The 17907-nt window shown below is 62.8% G+C and carries 12 protein-coding genes, 1 other RNA gene and 1 pseudogene; 4 read left to right on the plus strand and 10 right to left on the minus strand.

Annotated features, from left to right (window positions below; all coding sequences use genetic code 11):
• Window positions 1-5 precede the first annotated feature (5 nt).
• The 4 genes and pseudogenes from dnaX to LGQ10_RS31520 all read right to left on the minus strand — a co-directional run.
• On the minus strand, window positions 6-2108 hold the full coding sequence (gene dnaX, locus LGQ10_RS09460; RefSeq protein ID WP_226525395.1) for a DNA polymerase III subunit gamma/tau: 2103 nt from the start codon (window positions 2106-2108) through the stop codon (window positions 6-8).
• 177 nt (window positions 2109-2285) lie between these two features.
• On the minus strand, window positions 2286-4022 hold the full coding sequence (locus tag LGQ10_RS09465; protein ID WP_226525396.1) for a putative bifunctional diguanylate cyclase/phosphodiesterase: 1737 nt from the start codon (window positions 4020-4022) through the stop codon (window positions 2286-2288).
• Between the two features lie 18 nt (window positions 4023-4040).
• A complete protein-coding gene (locus LGQ10_RS09470) occupies window positions 4041-5138 on the minus strand; it encodes a methyl-accepting chemotaxis protein (protein ID WP_413247614.1) in 1098 nt (365 codons plus the stop codon).
• Window positions 5139-5324: 186 nt separating this feature from the next.
• A pseudogene (locus LGQ10_RS31520) lies at window positions 5325-5606 on the minus strand (PAS domain-containing protein); the annotation flags it as partial.
• A 444-nt stretch (window positions 5607-6050) separates the two neighbouring features.
• Here LGQ10_RS31520 and LGQ10_RS09475 point away from each other — a divergent pair.
• The 3 genes from LGQ10_RS09475 to LGQ10_RS09485 all read left to right on the plus strand — a co-directional run bounded on the left by LGQ10_RS09475 (window position 6051) and on the right by LGQ10_RS09485 (window position 7916).
• The gene (locus tag LGQ10_RS09475; RefSeq protein ID WP_185699602.1) at window positions 6051-6365 is read left to right on the plus strand and encodes a helix-turn-helix domain-containing protein; all 315 of its coding nucleotides are present in this window, start codon (window positions 6051-6053) and stop codon (window positions 6363-6365) included.
• A gap of 141 nt (window positions 6366-6506) precedes the next feature.
• Window positions 6507-6878, plus strand: a complete 372-nt coding sequence (locus LGQ10_RS09480; RefSeq protein ID WP_058438525.1) for a VOC family protein — start codon at window positions 6507-6509, stop codon at window positions 6876-6878.
• A 144-nt stretch (window positions 6879-7022) separates the two neighbouring features.
• Window positions 7023-7916, plus strand: coding sequence for a DUF2167 domain-containing protein (locus LGQ10_RS09485; protein WP_226525397.1), 894 nt, complete (start codon window positions 7023-7025; stop codon window positions 7914-7916).
• A 19-nt stretch (window positions 7917-7935) separates the two neighbouring features.
• Here the strand turns inward: LGQ10_RS09485 and LGQ10_RS09490 are convergent, their stop codons facing one another.
• The gene (locus LGQ10_RS09490; protein WP_226525398.1) at window positions 7936-8868 is read right to left on the minus strand and encodes a DMT family transporter; all 933 of its coding nucleotides are present in this window, start codon (window positions 8866-8868) and stop codon (window positions 7936-7938) included.
• A gap of 100 nt (window positions 8869-8968) precedes the next feature.
• On the opposite strand from LGQ10_RS09490, the gene LGQ10_RS09495 reads away from it, so the two are divergent.
• Entirely contained in the window at window positions 8969-9835 is an 867-nt protein-coding gene (locus LGQ10_RS09495) for a LysR family transcriptional regulator (protein WP_226525399.1), read from the plus strand.
• Here LGQ10_RS09495 and LGQ10_RS09500 read toward each other — a convergent pair whose 3' ends face one another.
• From LGQ10_RS09500 to smc, 5 genes are all read right to left on the minus strand, one after another.
• On the minus strand, window positions 9836-10354 hold the full coding sequence (locus tag LGQ10_RS09500; protein WP_226525400.1) for a GrpB family protein: 519 nt from the start codon (window positions 10352-10354) through the stop codon (window positions 9836-9838).
• Between the two features lie 185 nt (window positions 10355-10539).
• Window positions 10540-10636, minus strand: an RNA gene (gene ffs / locus LGQ10_RS09505) — signal recognition particle sRNA small type.
• A gap of 165 nt (window positions 10637-10801) precedes the next feature.
• A complete protein-coding gene (ligA, locus tag LGQ10_RS09510; RefSeq protein ID WP_226525401.1) occupies window positions 10802-13174 on the minus strand; it encodes an NAD-dependent DNA ligase LigA in 2373 nt (790 codons plus the stop codon).
• A 130-nt stretch (window positions 13175-13304) separates the two neighbouring features.
• Window positions 13305-14159, minus strand: a complete 855-nt coding sequence (zipA, locus tag LGQ10_RS09515; protein WP_226525402.1) for a cell division protein ZipA — start codon at window positions 14157-14159, stop codon at window positions 13305-13307.
• 258 nt (window positions 14160-14417) lie between these two features.
• The gene (gene smc / locus LGQ10_RS09520; RefSeq protein WP_226525403.1) at window positions 14418-17906 is read right to left on the minus strand and encodes a chromosome segregation protein SMC; all 3489 of its coding nucleotides are present in this window, start codon (window positions 17904-17906) and stop codon (window positions 14418-14420) included.
• Between the last annotated feature and the right edge of the window lies 1 nt (window position 17907).

Raw genomic sequence — 17907 nt, forward strand, 5'->3', positions numbered from 1 at the left:
AGTGATCAACCCTGCGCGGCCGCAGCCTCGACAGGTTCAATAGTATCGTGGCGCACCACTGCGCCGAACTCCTGGACCATCCGCTGGATGAACGGATCACCGTGGATCGATTCCTCGGCCTCGCGCTGGCGATTGGCACGGCGACGAGCGGCAGCCTGGGCCGGGGTTTCCTGTTCGGGCTTGATCAGTTCGATGCTCAGCGCCAGGGTACGCCCGTGGTACTGGTTCAGGGCATCATTGAGGCGGCGCTGCTGGGTCGCGTTGAACAACGCGCTATGGGCCGGGTCCAGGTGCAGCAGCCACTGGTCACCGTCCACGGCGATCAGGGTGCAGTTGGCGGCAATGCTTCCGGTCATGCCGGAAATCGGCAGTTTCGGGAACAGTTCCAGCCACTCCAGGGCCAGGCCGGTAGCCGGCATGGCCGCAGGCTCGGGTTCAGGCTCCGGCGCCGGTTCGGCGATATGCTCGCTGGCCAGTTCGTCAAGGTAACTGTAGGCCGAGTCCATGTCCGGCTCGATGTAGTCCTCGTCCAGCGGCGGCTCGTCGTCCAGGTCGCTCCCCGGCGTGGCGGCATCGACCTCGGCCACGCTCGGCTCGGGCACAGGGGCACTGGCCCACTCCGGCACGTCCGGCACTACGCTGTCCGGCACCGGAGTCAGCACCGCGGGCAACTCCGGCGGCTCGGCAACCACGTCCAGCATCGGCTCCACGGCCGGCCGCTGCTCGAGCGGCGCCTCTACCGGATCGTTCCACGGCAGGTCGACCACCTCTTGGGCGACCACCGGTTCGGGGTCAGGTTCGGCTTCGACAGTGGCCGTGGCCGGCTCAGGCTGGACCACCGGAGCAACGACCGGCTGGGCCACTGGCTCCGTTGCGGCGACAGGGGCCTGGGCAACCGGCATGCTGGCAACAGGAGCGACAGCAGGCACGACCGCTGCTGGCGCCGCCACGGCTTGGGCGGAATCAACTGTGGCCTGGCTGATCCCCACCGGCTTTAGCGGCTGTCTCGGTGCATCCGCGGCATCCGCCGGCCGGAAGGCCAGCATCCGCAGCAGGACCATTTCGAAACCGCCGCGCGGGTCCGGTGCCAGCGGCAGGTCACGCCGACCGATCAGGCCCATCTGGTAATAGAACTGGACGTCTTCGGCCGGCAGCGCCTGGGCCAGCGCCAGCACCCGATCGCGGTCGCCATGGCCGTTGTCGACGCCCTCGGGCAACGCCTGGGCAATCGCCACCCGGTGCAGCACGTTGAGGATTTCCGACAGTACGCCGTTCCAGTCCGGCCCCTGCTCCGCCAGATGGCGTACCGCCTCCAGCAGCGCCTTGGCGTCGCCTTCGATCAGCGCATGGAGCACGTCATAGACCTGGCCATGATCGAGGGTGCCGAGCATGGCCCGTACATCGGCAGCCATGACCTTGCCCTCGCCGAAAGCAATGGCCTGGTCGGTGAGGCTCATGGCATCACGCATCGATCCATCGGCGGCGCGCCCCAGCAGCCACAGCGCATCGCCTTCGAACGGCACACTCTCCACACCCAGCACATGGCTCAGGTGCTCGACCACGCGCTCGGGGGTCATGTTCTTCAGGGAAAACTGCAGGCAGCGGGACAGGATGGTCGCCGGCAGCTTCTGCGGATCGGTGGTCGCCAGGATGAACTTGACGTAGGGCGGCGGCTCCTCGAGGGTCTTGAGCAAGGCGTTGAACGAGTGGCTGGAGAGCATGTGCACTTCGTCGATCAGGTAGACCTTGAAGCGCCCGCGGCTGGGGGCGTACTGCACGTTGTCCAGCAGCTCTCGAGTGTCCTCGACCTTGGTCCGGCTCGCGGCGTCGATCTCGATCAGGTCGACGAAACGTCCTTCATCGATCTCGGTGCACACCGAGCAGGTGCCGCACGGGGTGGAAGTGATGCCCGTTTCACAGTTCAGGCATTTGGCAATGATCCGCGCGATGGTGGTCTTGCCCACCCCGCGGGTACCGGTAAACAGGTAGGCATGGTGCAGCCGCTGGCTGTCCAAGGCATTGATCAGAGCCTTGAGCACATGGGTCTGGCCGACCATTTCGCGGAACGAGCGCGGACGCCATTTACGTGCAAGAACCTGATAACTCATCGAAAACCGTCGCAACTGGAAAGCGGAAGCCGGTAATGCTAGCGGAGCAAGGGCGAAATTGCATCCGGCACGCTTGTCTAATCTGTCCAAGTGGCCATTTTTCAAGGGGTTGCCTGCCGGCCAATGGAATCCTGCAGTAATGAAGACGCCCGGCAAGGGCCGGGCCATCGTCCAGCGCTACGTCGACTCGGCCCCGTCCGCACAAGCCTGGACCAGCCCCTGGCACCCGCTGCTACGCCACACCGCAGGCGGCAGGTAGCGACGGACCCACTCCAGCACGGCATCGGCCGGCATCGGTGCAGCGATGAAGTCGCCCATGGCCACCTCGCACCCCAGGGCCATCAAGCGCTCGCCATGGGCCAGGCTCTCCAGCCCCTCGGCCACCACCCGGCGACCGAACGCCTGGGCCAGCCCCACCAGAGCCCGGACCAGCGCCTGGTCGTCCTGATCGTGGAGCATGTCGCGAATGAACAGTCGGTCGATCTTGATGGTCTGGGTCCGCAAGTGCTTGAGATAACTCAAGGACGAGTGCCCGGTGCCAAAATCCCCCAGGGAGAACTGCACCCCGAAGCCCTGGCAGGCGTCGAGGCAGTCGCTGACCTTGTGGATGTTGTCGATGGCCACCGACTCGACGATCTCCAGGTCCAGCAAGGCCGGCGAGACATCCGGATAACGATCGAGCATGTCCTTGAGCCGCTCGACGAAGTCCGCCCGCTGAAAATGCCGGGCGGCGATGTTCAAGCTTACCGGCCAGTCCTGCCCCGCAGCCTGCCAGCGCTGCAGCTGGGCCATCACCTCATGCATGACCCACTCGCCGATGTCGACGATCAGGTCGGTTTCCTCCACCTGCGGCAGGAACTCATGGGTTCCCAGGAGTCCGCGCTGGGGATGCTGCCAGCGCAGCATGGCTTCCAGGCCCACCACTGCGCCGCTGCGCATGTTCACCTTGGGTTGGAAGAACAGCCGCAGCTGCCCGCCGTCCAGCGCCTGGCGCACCTGCTCCACGGTCTGGTAGGTGACCATCACTTCACGATCGCGCAGCACATCGAACAGATGGAAGCGATTGCGGCCACTCTGCTTGGCCACGTACATGGCCTGGTCGGCATGACGCAGCAAGGTGTCGGCATCATGGTTGTCGGCGGGAAACAGGGTCACGCCGATGCTGGCAAAGACGTTGATATCCTTGCCCTGGATCGAATAAGGCTGGGAAATGGTCGCCAGGACCCGCTGCAGCGCACCACGCAATTCCAGCATGTCGCGCACATAGCGCAGAATCAGCACGAACTCATCGCCCCCCAGGCGTGCAACCACATCCTCGCCACGGATGATCGAGCGCAAGCGCGCCGCTACTTCCACCAGCAGCAGATCGCCACAGGCATGCCCGTAGCCATCGTTGACCGCCTTGAAACCGTCCAGGTCGAGCATGCACACCGCGAGCGGAATATCTTGCTGCCGGGAAAATTCCAGGGCCTGGTACAACTGGTCGGAGAGGAACGCACGATTGGGTAGGCCCGTGAGCACGTCATGCCCGACCCGCCATTGCAGGGAATGCAGCAACTGGCGCTTTTCGCTGACATCGAAGCGAATCGACACATAACGCACCACCCGCCCGGAGCGCTGGTCCACCAGCGGCACCATGGTGCTGTCGACCCAATACAGGCTGCCGTCCTTGGCGCGATTGCAGATCTCGCCCTTCCACACCTGGCCCCGGATGATGGTGCGCCACAACTCGCCGAAGAACTCCGGCGGATGCAGCCCGGAGCTGAGCATGCTGTGGTCAGCGCCGATCAGTTCACCACGGCTGTAGCCCGAGACCTGGCAGAACAGGTCGTTGACATAGGTGATGCGGCCGTCCAGATCGGTTTCGGAAAAAATGGCGGCGGCATCGACGGCCCTACGGTATTTCTCATCCATGAGTCGAACTCACTGTCGCTAGCGGTTGAACCGCTCGACCAAGGCGTGCAGCCCGGAAGAGATGTTTTCCAGCTCGGCCCCACGAAGCACTCCGACGCTGGCGTTCTCGGCAGTGCGCTGCACCGTGACAGCCACGCTGTTGATCTGTTCGGACACCGATTCGGCGACATGGGACTGCTCCTGGGAAGCCGCGGCCATCTGCTGGCTCATGTCGGTAATGCGCTCGACCGCAGCGCCGATGCCCTGCAAGGCCTGCTGCGCCTGCAGTACCTGCTGCACCCCCTGCTCGGCTTCCTCGATACCGAGGCTGGCGATCTGCACCGCCTCGTCAGCCCCGGCCCGCAGGCTCTGGATGATGCCCTGGATCTGCTGGGTGGATTCCCGGGTCTTGCCGGCCAGGGCCCGCACTTCATCGGCCACGACCGCGAATCCGCGTCCCTGCTCGCCAGCCCGGGCCGCCTCGATGGCAGCATTCAGGGCCAGCAGGTTGGTCTGGTCGGCGATCGCCTGGATCATGCTCGCCGCCACCATGATGTCCTGGGTCTGCCCGGCCAGATCCCCCACCGCCTGGTTGATCTGGGTGACCGTACGGGCCAGCACCTGGATCGCCTCGCGGGAGGTGCCCGCTACCTGGCTGCCCTGCTGCGCCAGCAGGTTGGCGGTGTGGGCTTCGCTGGCAGTATGCTGCACATGCTCGGCGACTTCGGTGATCGAAGCGGCCATCTGGGTCATGGCGGCGGCGGTCATGTCGGTTTCCGCCCGCTGCTCCAGCAGCGCCGACTCGGTGCGACTGGACAACTGGCTGGAGTCCGCGGCTGCCGCTGCCATCTGCCGGGCCAGGTCGCTGAGGCGGGTCAAGGCGGTTTTCAGCCGGGCCTCCTCGCTGACCAGGATCATCTGCAATTGCGCCGCCGGCCCGAGGGATTCGCTGTAGGCCAGGGCACAGATCGGATCGGCGAAGGTGTTGGGCGTGCTGCTGACAATGTCCTTGAGCTGTCGGCCCAGGCGGCGCTGGGCCAACAGTCCGACGCCAAGGAATCCCGCCAGCGTCAGACCTTGGGCCGCCAGGGCCGGCAACCAGTTGAAGGCCGCCAGGCAAGCCGCCGCTACCGTCATCGGCACCAACAGCGGACGAGCCCCGGCCTCCAGACGGCGCCAGGCCGAAACCGGCGCCTTGTCGGCGCGCAACCGCGCATACAGGATCTCGGCCCGCGTCACCTGCTCGCGGGTCGGCTTGACCCGTACCGACTCATAACCCACCAGGCGCCCATCCTCGAGGATCGGCGTGACATAGGCGCTGACCCAATAGAAGTTGCCATTCTTGCAGCGGTTCTTCACCACCCCCATCCAGCTGTGGCCGGCCTTCAGATAACGCCACATGGATTCGAACACCGCCGTCGGCATATCGGGATGGCGCACCAGGTTGTGGGTACTGCCGATCAGCTCTGCCTGGCTGAAACCGCTCATGGCAGCGAACTCGGCATTGCAGTACGTGATGTGACTGCTGGTGTCGGTGGCGGATATGAGCCGCTGCTGGTCGGGGAAGGTCTGCTCGACAGCGGTGACCGGCAAATTGAGACGCACTTTAGAACTCCATAGACAACCTGCAATCAATAGTTGCCGAGAGCCGGCGTTAGATTGATTGGCGATTACTTTCCTGGCGGTACGGCTCAATCGGAAGTTTTACCTTGATTGCAGCCGTACAGCGGGTTTGCGTCGCAGTTGACCGTCTATTGGACGAAGGTCAACTAGGATCAGATAAGGCGTCAGATAGAGGCGGCGGACGGAGTGTTGGCGGGATTTACGAGACGTTCGAGCCTCTACCAAGTCCTGGGTTTAGATGAACAAGGGAAATGCAATGATTTCTTGTTTCATAAACCTGCCTTCTGAAACTAGATCACCAAATACCTGTCCGAAGCGCCGATTCTACGAAATGCATCACATTTTGCAAAGCAAGGTGATGGAACATGGTGTTGTCTAATGCCAATATTTATCGTTAAGTTCTTGATTCTAAATGGGAATTGAGCGATGCAAATTTCAAGTTTGGGTGCAGCCATCAAGCGCTATCGAAAGGTAGCGGGGCTTACTCAGGCTGAACTAGGTGAAAAAACCGGTTTTGACCCAAAAACCATCAGCCGCTTCGAAACCGGCACCTACACCCCCAGCGTTGAAGCTCTATTTCTGTTGGCTGAAGTACTGGGAGTGAAGCTGAAAGCCTTCTTCGCCGATCTGGGTGATGAAGACGAACAGCGGGCTTATTTGTTCGGTGTCATTCACAAAGCCACCCCGAAGGATCTGGGAAAGCTGATAGCAGCGGTAGACCAGGCCTTGTCCAAGCCTTGAGCCCCGCAGTCAATCAACCTAGAAGACCCGCTCACCACCCCCTGATGAGCGGGTCTCTTTTTTAACGTGCGACTCCTGACAGGAACTGACTGCCCCGGCGCATAAGCTGCCGCCCAAGTACAGCCCCCTCCAGGAGTCATCATGATCACCAATACCTACTTCCTGCTTTATGTGGACAGCCCCGTCGCCAGCGCGGACTTCTACAGCCGCCTGCTGGACAAACAGCCGGTGCAGTCATCGCCCGTGTTCGCCCTGTTCATCCTCGACTCAGGCATCAAGCTCGGGCTCTGGTCACGCCAGGTCGTCCAGCCCCAAGCCCAGGCCGACGCCGGCTGCGGCGAGCTGGGCTGGGCCGTGGACAGCCGCGAAGCCGTGGATGAACTGCACCGGCACTGGCTGGCACTGGGCATCACCATCATCCAGGCGCCCACCCTGATGGACTTCGGCTACACCCTGCTCGCTCTCGACCCGGACGGTCATCGCCTGCGGGTGCTGTACCTCACCGTCGACTGACCTCTCGCCAAGGGCGCCGTCACGGGTGCCCTTGGCGACGCCACGTTCTTGACCGGCGGAAATAAATGGAAACATTGCATTGAGCAACCCAATCCCCGTCGTTATCCTTGCGCGCCTACTTGTCACAAAATGTAAGGGAATACGATGAAGTACCTGCGTCGTCTCATGGCCATGGTCGTGCTCTGCGCCACCCCCCTCTTTGCCAGTGCAGCCGCTGCGCCCGATACCAAGGACGCCGAACCCCAGACTGCCGAACAGTTTCTCGCCTCGCTCTCGCCTCGCCACGGCAACGTCAAGCTGCCCGGCGACATCGCCAGCCTCGACCTGAGCAACGAGTTCTACTACCTCAACCCCAAGGACACCGAAAAGCTGCTCACCGAAGGCTGGGGCAACCCTCCCGGCTTCACCACCCTGGGCATGATCGTGCCCAGCGCCGTAAGCCCGCTGTCCGCCGAGGGCTGGGGGGTCATCATCAGCTACAAGAACGACGGCCACATCTCCGACGACGATGCAGCGAAAATCGATTACCAGGACTTGCTCAAAGAGATGCAGTCCGCAGACGAAGAAGACAACAAGCAGCGCAAGGAACAGGGCTACGGCACCATCCACCTGCTGGGCTGGGCTGAGCAGCCAAGCTATGACGCACAATCCCACAAGATGTACTGGGCTCGCGAACTCAAGGCCGAAGGCGCCGAGAGCAACACCCTGAACTACAGCATCCGGGTACTGGGGCGCGAAGGTGTGCTGGAGCTCAACGCGGTCGCCTCCATGCAGGATCTGCCGACCATCAAGCGTGAGATTCCCAAGGTCCTGGCCTTCACCAACTTCACCGATGGCAATCGCTACGCCGACTACAACCCGAGCACCGACAAGCTGGCCAGCTATGGCCTGGCTGCCCTGGTAGCCGGCGGCATCGCGAGCAAGGCCGGGCTGTTCGCCAAGCTTGGCGTGCTGCTGTTGGCCGGCAAGAAGTTCATCGTGATCGGCGTACTGGCCGTCGCCGCCTTCATCGGCAGGCTGTTCAAGAAAAAGAACTGATTCACTGTACGAGGCCTCGTCAAACCGAGGCCTCGTCGCTGTTCACAAGACGCTCACCCGCTACCTTGCTCCGACCTCGCCGCCAACGCCCCTCCAACTGCATGGCAATGACACTGCCCAACACCACCGCCGCCCCCACCACCACACCCGCCCGCAACGTCTCCCCCAATACAGTCGCAGCCAGCAGCATGGCCACCGGCGGAATCAGGTACATGGCGATCGATGCCCGGCTGACCTCGACCCGGGCCAGCACATAGGCCCAGGCCAGATAGGCCAGTGCACTGGGAAACAGCCCCAGCAACAGTACCGCCAAGTTCACCCGCCAGGATGCCTGGACAGCAGCCCGGTCCAGTCCTGGGGCGTACACCAGCAACAACAAGGTGCCGCCCCAGACCATGTAGCAGACCGTGGTCAATAGCCCATAGCGCCCCGAAAAGCGCCGCTGCAGCACGAAGTACAACCCCCAGGAAAAAGCCGCCAGCAGTACCAGCAGGCATTGGGGCTGGATCGAGCCCAGGCCGCGATCACCCACGACCACCAACAGCGCCCCCACCAGCCCCAGCGTCACGCATCCCCAGCGCCAGCCACTGACCGGCTCCTTGAGCCAGAAGAACGCGATCAGGGTGCTGAAGATTGGCGCCGATTGGGCCAGCACACTGGATGCGCCAGCACTCAAGCCCTGCTGGCCATAGTTGAGACTGACGTGATGCAACGTGATGGCGAAGAATCCCAGCACCAGCAACCAGGGCAGATCCCGCCAGCGCGGCAGGGAAATGTTCAGCGCCAGGGCAATACCCGCCATGAACACCGAGGCGATCAAAAAGCGCAGCAGCGCCAGATGCCCGGGACTGTAGCCTTCCAGGCCGATATGAATGCCAACGGGCGAATAGGCCCAGCACAGGATCACCAGCGCAGTGGCCAGCACCTGCTTGAACAAGGGAGAGATCTTCACGACACAGGTTTCCACTCAAGGTAGGGACCTGCAGTTTCCCGCTCTCGAAAGCTCACGACAATTAACCGATAATGAGCCTATTGCTCAGTGGAAATGAATGATGGAACTGACTCAACTGAAGATGGTGCAGGCCGTTGCCCGCTCCGGCAGCATTGCGCGCGCAGCCGAACAGTTGCATTGCGTACCCTCCAACATCACCAATCGCCTCAAGCAGCTGGAAAGCGAGCTGGGGACCGCGCTGTTCACCCGCATCGGACGGGGCCTGAAGATCAGCCCGGCCGGAGAAATCTTCCTGGGCTACAGCGAACGCATCCTGGGCCTGGTGGAAGAAGCCAGGCGCGCGGTGGACAGCCAGGCCGAACCCAGCGGACCGCTGCGCCTGGGCTCGATCGAGTCCTGTGCCGGTGGCCGTCTCCCGCCCTTGCTGGCCGAGTATCACCGACGCTACCCGCAAGTCAGCGTGGAACTGGTGACCGGCACCTGGTCGCAACTCTTCGAGGAACTGCGCCACCAGCGCATCGACGGTGCCCTGGTGGCCATCGATACCCTGCCGGCAAAGCTGCAGCAGACCGTGCTCTACAACGAACCCCTGGTGTTGATCTCGAGCGCCGACAGCGCGCCGATCCACAGCGCCAGCGACCTGCAAGGACAGCACCTGTTCATGTGGCCGGCAGGCTGCCCTTATCGCCGGGCGCTGGAAAGCTGGCTCGACAAGCATGGCCTGAACCTGCCCATCACCGGCTACGCCAGTTGGGGCACCATCATCGGGTGCGTCAGCGCAGGCGTTGGCGTGTCGTTGATACCCGAGGGGGTACTGGAACGCTATTCACAATCCTCGACCCTGACCGTCCAACGCTTCAGCGACCTAGCCCCGGTGGACAACCGTTTTGTCTGGCACCAGGACGTGCAACGACACGGCGCCCGGGATGCTTTCGCCCAGTTGCTGCGCGAAAAGCTCGGCGCCTGACTAGTCACGAGCCGCCGACTGCAGGTGGCGCCTCATCACCGCCTCGATGAAAGGCGCCTTGCCAGCGAGATATTCTGCGATGCCATCGCGGTTGCTGGCCTCCAGTTGCAGCTTCAGCGCCTGATACTGCTGGCACAGCTCGACGTCAGCCCGCAACAGATCGCGAAAGCCCAGCATCCAGCGAATCTGTTCATGCCCCACCAGGCATACATGCACTTTATGGGTCCGCACGCCCTCGACGTCCCGTCGATAGAAGTGATGCCCGACGGACAGATCACTACCCCGGACATACCCCAGGGTTGCCATGAAAGCACGGCGCGCCGCCGCCTCCCGGTGCTGCGACACCACCACCAGCACATCGAGTTCCGGCTTCGCCGCAAGACCCACCACGGCGGTACTGCCCACGTGATGAATATCCAGCAGCTCGCCGGCAAAACCCTGGGCAATACGCTCGCGCTCGGCGCAGAACGCAAGCGGCCACTGAGGGCTGTAAGAGGATATCTTGCTGGTCAGCGCCATGATCGTTCCTTGTGCACAGGCCGGGATTACGCAAGGTCGAGTCACCGGCACCCAAGCCCACCAGGCTGCCTGGGCTACAAAACCTGCGGACACGCAAAAGCTGCACAGCTTGCGCTGCACACCATTCAAGAATCAGGGATTTGGATCAAGCTCATCGAGGAACGACGAGGGCGTTATGGAGGCAGCCCCACCAGCCACACCCCGGCACACAATGTTCCCGCTGTGGCTGCTGCCTTCCGGCTCTGACCAGGTTCACGGGTAATCGTTGCGGGGGGACCGATGGGGCCACCATAACGACGCTCACCTGACGGCGAGCCGCGCCATTGTACCTATCTGAGTTGAAGATACAACCGCTCATTGCAGAATTAAAAATCGAAGGGCTTCAAGCACTTGGCGTGCTGATGAGTGAGGCTGACCGGCGGCGCCCAGCCCCGGCCAGCCTGCCCTTCAGGCCGTGGCAGAAATGCCGTACCCGTCCAGGAACGCAACGAAAGCTTCTTCGTCCAGCACCTTCAGGCCCAGTTCATTGGCCTTGGCCAGCTTGGAACCGGCGCCGGGACCGGCTACCACGCAATGGGTCTTGGCCGAGACCGAACCCGCCACCTTGGCCCCCAGACTCTCCAGCTTGTCCTTGGCCACATCGCGGCTCATCAGCTCCAGGGAGCCGGTCAGCACCCAGGTCTGGCCGGCCAACGGCAAGCCTTCGACCACCTTCTTCTCGCTCTGCCAGTGCATGCCGAAGTCACGCAGCTGCTGTTCGATGGCCAGGGCCAGCCGGGCATTGGCCGGCGTGTCGAAAAACTCGCGGACTGCCTTGGCCTGCTTCTCCGGCAACGCCTGGCGCATGTCCAGCCAATCGGCGTCGATCACCCCTTGCAAGGAGCCGAACTTGTCCGCCAGTTTCTGTGCCGCGCCCGGCCCCACTGAAGGAATGTTCAGCTTGTCGAGCATGCCGCCCAAGGTGGTGCTGGCGGCAAATTCTGCACCCAACCCGCCCTGGTCCTGCAGTACCAGGGCACACTGGTCCTCGGCCAGCAAGGCGCCGATCACTTCCTGGTTGTGGCTGTCCTCGAAGAAGCTGTGGATTTCGTGGGCGACTTCCAGCCCGACATCCGGCAGATAGGTCAGCACTTGCGGCAACGCCTGGCGAATCCGCTCCAGGGTGCCCAGGGAGCGGGCCAGGACCTTGGCGGTCTCCTCGCCCACATCGGGAATGCCCAGGGCATAGACGAATCGCGCCAGCGTCGGGCGCTTGCTGTCCTCGATGGCCTTGAGCAGCTTGTTGCTGGAGACCTCGGCAAAACCTTCCAGGTCGATGATCTGGTCGTACTTGAGCCGGTAGAGGTCAGCTGGCGAAGCGATCAGCTTCTCATCCACCAGTTGCTCGATGGTCTTGTCCCCCAGGCCTTCGATGTCCATCGCCCGCCGGGAAACGAAGTGGATGATCGCCTGCTTGAGCTGGGCTCCACAGGCCAGACGCCCGACGCAGCGATACACCGCGCCTTCGCTGACGGTTTCGCGCCCCTTGCTGCGCTTGACCAACTGGGTGCGCTCGACATGGGAGCCACAGACCGGGCAGCTTTCGGGGATCGCCACCGGCCGGGCATCGGCCGGACGGCGCTCGGCGACCACTTGCACCACTTGCGGAATCACGTCACCGGCACGACGGATGATCACCGTGTCGCCAATCATCAGGCCCAGGCGCGCCACTTCGTCCATGTTGTGCAAGGTGGCATTGGATACGGTCACCCCTGCGACCTTGACCGGCTTCAGCCGCGCCACGGGCGTCACAGCACCGGTACGGCCTACCTGGAACTCGACGTCCAGCAGCTCGGTCAGTTCTTCCATGGCCGGAAACTTGTGGGCAATCGCCCAGCGCGGCTCCCGCGCGCGAAAACCCAGCTCACGCTGGGAGGCGAGGCTGTTGACCTTGAACACCACACCATCGATCTCGTAGGGCAGCGCATTGCGTCGCTCGCCGATCTCGCGGTAGTAGTCCAGGCACTCGTCGATACCCTTGGCCAGGCGCAACTCGCGACTGATGGGCATGCCCCACTGCTTCAACTGCTCGAGGTTGCCGACATGGGTGTCGGCGATATCTGCCGTCACCTGGCCCAACCCGTAGCAGCAGAACTCCAGAGGGCGGCTGGCGGTGATCTTCGAATCCAATTGGCGCAGGCTGCCCGCTGCGGCGTTGCGCGGGTTGGCGAACGTCTTGCCGCCTGCCTCCAGTTGAGCAGCGTTCAGGCGCTCGAAGCCTGCCTTGGACATGAAGACTTCGCCGCGCACTTCCAGGGTCGCCGGCCAGCCACTGCCCTGCAGCTTCAGCGGAATGTTGCGTACGGTGCGCACGTTGACGCTGATGTCTTCGCCCGTGGTGCCATCGCCACGGGTAGCACCACGCACCAGCACGCCATCCTGGTACAACAGGCTGACCGCCAGGCCGTCGAGCTTGGGCTCGCAGCTGTACTCCACCACCGCACCGCCGCCGAACAAATCACCGGCCGGCACATCCAGGCCTTCATTGACCCGACGATCGAACTCGCGCATGTCGACTTCTTCGAAGGCGTTGCCCAGGCTGAGCATGGGCATTTCGTGCCGAACCTGGGTAAAAGCCGAGAGCGCCGCACTGCCGACCCGCTGGGTGGGCGAGTCGCTGGTCACCAGTTCGGGATGTTCGGCTTCCAGGGCCTTGAGTTCGTGGAACAGGCGGTCGTACTCCGCATCCGGAATGCTCGGCTCGTCGAGTACGTGATAGCGGTAGTTATGCAGGTCCAGCTCGGCACGCAGCTCAAGAATGCGGGTTTCGGCGGCGGTCATGGGGTTCTCTCACAAAGCAAAAGAGCAGCCTAGGCTGCTCGATCGAGGATGGGGCACAAGCCTGGCTGGCCAGTCAGCTCCTACAGGATAGATCCCGGCAGGCCGGAACCACTGGCCAGTGATCAGTGGGTCAACGCTTCTGAGTCAGCGCACGGCGCTCGAACTCGACGATGCGCTGGCGGTAGTGTTCGATGGTCTGGGCGGTCAGGACACTGCGCTGGTCGTCCTTGAGCTCGCCATTGAGCTCCTGGGACAGCTTGCGCGCCGCAGCCACCATCACGTCGAAAGCCTGCTTCGGATGGCGCGGGCCCGGCAGGCCAAGGAAAAAGCTCACGGCTGGGGTGCTGAAGTGATCGATGTCATCCAGGTCGAACACCCCCGGCTTGACCGCATTGGCCATGGAGAACAGCACTTCGCCATTGCCGGCCATGCTTTCATGACGGTGGAAAATGTCCATCTCGCCAAAACGCAGGCCGCTCTCAAGAATGTTCTGCAGCAGCGCCGGCCCCTTGAAACCTACGGTATCGCGGCAGATCACACTGATCACCAGGACTTCCTCGGCCTGCGGCTGCTCCTTGTCACCGAAGCTGGCAGCCTTGGCGTCATTGATCGGGAAATCTTCATCGCGACTGCTGAAGCTCGGGCCGCCGTCCAGATCCAGATCCAGGTTGAGGTCGCCCTGCTGTGGTTCGCTGCCACGCTTGCCACGCTTGGAGGAGGAACCTTCCCGCGGCTCACGCGCCGACATGCTCACCGAAGGCAAGTCGTGCTCGTCCAGTTGCGGTTCCTTGTGGGTATCCGAAACCCGGGCCGGGCCGAGCAATTCGGCGCTGCCCTCTTCATCGGGCAAATTGGAAAGGCTTCGATCAAGACGGAACTTCAACTTGCCCTTGCCGCCGCGCATGCGCCGCCAGCCATCAAAAAGAATACCGGCGATAACAATAATGCCGATGACGATCAGCCACTCGCGCAGACCGATTTCCATGTAATCCCGTGCCTCTATGAAAAATGCTGAAAAATAAGGGGCTTACAACCTGCAAACCGCTTTAAAACGTGGCGCCAACTCTATGTTCTGAATGGCCTTTTGCCCACGCACAGAAAAAATTGACATTAAACTAGCACGACCAAAGGCAACTTTACACCGTCTGTCGCGATGGTTATGGCCAATATGTCGCCTGGCCAGCTCGCGGAGCGGAAAAATCCCCCCCGGCCTGACCCCGACAGCCACCTCAACCGTGCGGACTCAGGCGTCCACCATCGCCATCGCCTCCTCGACATCCACGGCCACCAGACGCGAACAACCGGGCTCGTGCATCGTCACCCCCATCAGTTGATCGGCCATTTCCATGGCGATCTTGTTGTGGGTGATATAGATGAACTGCACGGTTTGTGACATCTCCTTGACCAGTTTTGCATAACGTCCAACGTTAGCGTCATCCAGCGGCGCGTCAACTTCGTCGAGCATGCAGAAAGGCGCCGGATTCAACTTAAAGATAGCGAATACCAGGGCCAGCGCAGTCAGTGCCTTTTCACCACCGGAGAGCAAATGAATAGTGCTGTTCTTCTTTCCCGGAGGACGCGCCATGATCGTTACCCCTGTATCGAGTAGATCTTCGCCCGTCAGTTCCAAATAAGCGCTGCCACCACCAAAAACTTTTGGAAACAGCGCCTGCAAACCGCCATTGATCTGGTCGAAGGTGTCCTTGAAACGGTTGCGGGTTTCCTTGTCGATCTTGCGGATCACGTTCTCCAGGGTTTCCAGGGCCTGCACCAGGTCGAAGTCCTGGGCATCCAGGTAGCGCTTGCGCTCGGACTGTTGCCGGTACTCGTCGATGGCTGCGAGGTTGATCGCGCCCAGGCGCTGGATCCGTGCGGCGATGCGCTCCAGTTCTTCTTCGGCGGCCTGCTCGCCAGCTTCGGCGGTGAGGGTCGCCAGTACGCCATCCAGATCGTAGCCATCCGCCAGCAGTTGTTCCTGCAACGCCTTGCGACGCACGGTCAAGGCTTGCCACTCCATGCGTTGCTGCTCCAGCTGGCCTCGAATCAGCTGCGATTGCTGCTCGGCCTGGCTGCGACGCTTCTCGGCATCGCGCAACTCGCGATCGGCATCTTCCATGGCGATCTGCGCCGTCTTGAGCTCGACATCCACGCTCATGCGCCGCTCCAGTAACTCCTCGAGCTTCAAGCGCAGTTCTTCCAGTGGAGCCTCGCCCTCTTCCAGGTTCAGGCTCAGTTGCTCGCGTTTTTCGGTCAGGCGCTCGGATTGCATCTCCAGGCGCTCCAGGGCCTGGCGAGTGGAGTCGTGCTGGGCCTTGAGCGAGCCCATGCGCACGGCCAACTGATGGGCATGGTCCTTGTGCTGGCGGGCCTCCTGGCGCACCCGATCAAGGCGCTCGCGCAGGCTGTCGCGCTGGGCCAGCAGCAACTCGCGCTGCTCGGTATCCAGCGCCATGCTGTCCAGCGCGTCCTGCAACTGCAGCCGTGCTTCGCCAATCTGTTTGTGCTCCAGCTCACGCTGCTGGGCAAGCTCCACCAACTCTTCATCGAGGCGATTGCGACGCAGGCTCAACTGCTCGGCCTTGGCCTTGCCGGCGGACAGCAGGGCCTTCAACTCACCTTGCTGCCGGGCTTCGTCCTGCAAGAGCCGGCGCAGGTGTTCTCGGCCATTTTCCTGCTGGCGCTGCTGGGCCCGCAGGTTGAGCAACTGGCTTTCCAGGTCCTCGACACTGGCTTCGCGCTCATCGCGCTCGAGCATCAACTGCTGGATTTCCTGGCCCCGGGCCAACACACCACTTTCCGCTTCACTGGCGCGACGTACCCGCAGGAAATGCCGGCTGACCCAATAACCGTCGCGACTGATCAGGCTCTGGCCCGCTGTCAGTTGGCCACGCAGGGCCAACGCCTGCTCGAGACTGTCCACCGGCCTCACCTGCCCCAGCCAGGGCGCCAGGTCGACCTGTGACTGCACCTTGTCCAGCAGGCTGCCAGGCATCGACGAGGTATCCGCCGGCAGGCTCAGCAAACGCAGGTCCCCCTGCTCGAATCCGCCCAGGTCGATGCCGGAAAAATCGTCCACCAGCACCGCCTGCAAGTCGGCGCCCAGCACAGTTTCCACCGCCAGCTCCCAGCCGGCTTGCACCTGCATGCCATCGGCCAGGCGCGGACGCTCGGCCAACTGCTGCTCGCGCAGCCACTGGGCCGTGCCGGTGCCTGGGTCCAGGGCCGCCTGCTGCAGGGCCTCCAGGGAGGCCAGGCGGCCATTGAGACGCTGCAATTCGCCCTGGGCCTGCTGCTGGGCTTGAGTGGCCTGCTGCAACTGCTGGCGCAGTTGTTCCAGGCGCTCTACCTGCGACTCCTCGCTGGCCTGCAGGTCTTCGAGGGTGGCCTCGCTGGCGGCCAGTTGTTCGTTGAGCTCCAGGATGGCTGCATCTTCAGGGTCGACCGTCAGCAGCTCACGTTCTTCGGCCAGGCGCCGCTGGCGTTCGGCCAGGCGCTCCAGGCTGGTCTCGAGCTGCTGGATGCGCGACTGCTGCACCTCTGCCTGGCGCCTGGGCTCGGCAGAACTCAGGTTGAAGGTGTCCCACTGCTCCTGCCAGCCATGCATGGTGGCCTCGGCGTCCTCCAGGGTCGCGGCGGCTTCCTCGGCAGCGGCACTGGTGACTTCCTGTTCAGGCTCGAGCATCGCCAGCTCTTCGCCCAGGGTCGCCAACAAGGTGCGGTCGTGGCCCAGGTGCGATTCGGTCTCCAGGCGCGCGCGCTCGGCTTCCTTCAAATCATCCTGCAACTGGCGCAGGCGCTGCTGGCCGTGCTGGATGCTCTGCTCCACCCGGGCAATGTCGCCGCCCACCGAGTAGAAGCGCCCCTGCACCTGGTTGAAGCGCTCGGACAACTCATGGTGGCCGTCGCGCAGGCGCTCGATGGCCGCATCGGCATTGCGCTGCTCGGCCACAAGGGCCTCGAAGCTGACCTCCTGGCTGCCAATCACCGACTCGCGCTGCCCGACCTGTTCATTCAGTGCCTGCCAGCGCAAGGCTGACAGTTGCGCCTTGAGCTGACGCTCCTCGGCCTTGTATTCCTGGTACTTCTCGGCCGCCTGGGCCTGGCGGTGCAGACGCTCGAGCTGGCGCTCCAGCTCCTCGCGCAGGTCGGTCAGGCGTGCCAGGTTCTCGTGGGTGCGGCGGATCCGGTTCTCCGTCTCGCGCCGGCGCTCCTTGTACTTGGAAATGCCCGCGGCTTCCTCGATGAAGTTGCGCAGGTCCTCGGGCTTGGCCTCGATCAGCTTGGAAATCATCCCCTGTTCGATGATCGAGTAGCTGCGCGGCCCCAGCCCCGTTCCCAGGAAGATGTCGGTGATATCGCGACGACGGCACTTGGCGCCATTGAGGAAATAGCTGTTCTGGCTGTCGCGGGTGACCTTGCGCCGGATCGAGATCTCGGCGTACGCGGCATACTCGCCCACCAGGGTGCCATCGGAGTTGTCGAACACCAGTTCGATGCTCGCCTGGCTCACCGGCTTGCGGCTGGTGGAACCGTTGAAGATGACGTCGGTCATCGACTCGCCGCGCAGGTTCTTCGCCGAACTTTCCCCCATGACCCAGCGCACGGCATCGATGATGTTCGACTTGCCACAGCCATTGGGCCCGACCACCGCCGCCATGTTACTGGGGAAGTTGACCGTGGTTGGATCGACGAAGGACTTGAACCCCGCCAGCTTGATGCACTTGAGTCGCACG

This window comes from Pseudomonas sp. L5B5, assembly GCF_020520285.1.
GTDB lineage: Bacteria > Pseudomonadota > Gammaproteobacteria > Pseudomonadales > Pseudomonadaceae > Aquipseudomonas.

Excerpts from the sequence above, each read along its gene's own strand:
- dnaX (WP_226525395.1), bottom strand. The coding sequence starts at position 2,108 with ATGAGTTATCAGGTTCTTGCACGTAAATGGCGTCCGCGCTCGTTCCGC.
- LGQ10_RS09465 (WP_226525396.1), bottom strand. The coding sequence starts at position 4,022 with ATGGATGAGAAATACCGTAGGGCCGTCGATGCCGCCGCCATTTTTTCC.
- LGQ10_RS09470 (WP_413247614.1), bottom strand. The coding sequence starts at position 5,138 with ATGACGGTAGCGGCGGCTTGCCTGGCGGCCTTCAACTGGTTGCCGGCC.
- LGQ10_RS09475 (WP_185699602.1), top strand. The coding sequence starts at position 6,051 with ATGCAAATTTCAAGTTTGGGTGCAGCCATCAAGCGCTATCGAAAGGTA.
- LGQ10_RS09480 (WP_058438525.1), top strand. The coding sequence starts at position 6,507 with ATGATCACCAATACCTACTTCCTGCTTTATGTGGACAGCCCCGTCGCC.
- LGQ10_RS09485 (WP_226525397.1), top strand. The coding sequence starts at position 7,023 with ATGAAGTACCTGCGTCGTCTCATGGCCATGGTCGTGCTCTGCGCCACC.
- LGQ10_RS09495 (WP_226525399.1), top strand. The coding sequence starts at position 8,969 with ATGGAACTGACTCAACTGAAGATGGTGCAGGCCGTTGCCCGCTCCGGC.
- LGQ10_RS09500 (WP_226525400.1), bottom strand. The coding sequence starts at position 10,354 with ATGGCGCTGACCAGCAAGATATCCTCTTACAGCCCTCAGTGGCCGCTT.
- ligA (WP_226525401.1), bottom strand. The coding sequence starts at position 13,174 with ATGACCGCCGCCGAAACCCGCATTCTTGAGCTGCGTGCCGAGCTGGAC.
- zipA (WP_226525402.1), bottom strand. The coding sequence starts at position 14,159 with ATGGAAATCGGTCTGCGCGAGTGGCTGATCGTCATCGGCATTATTGTT.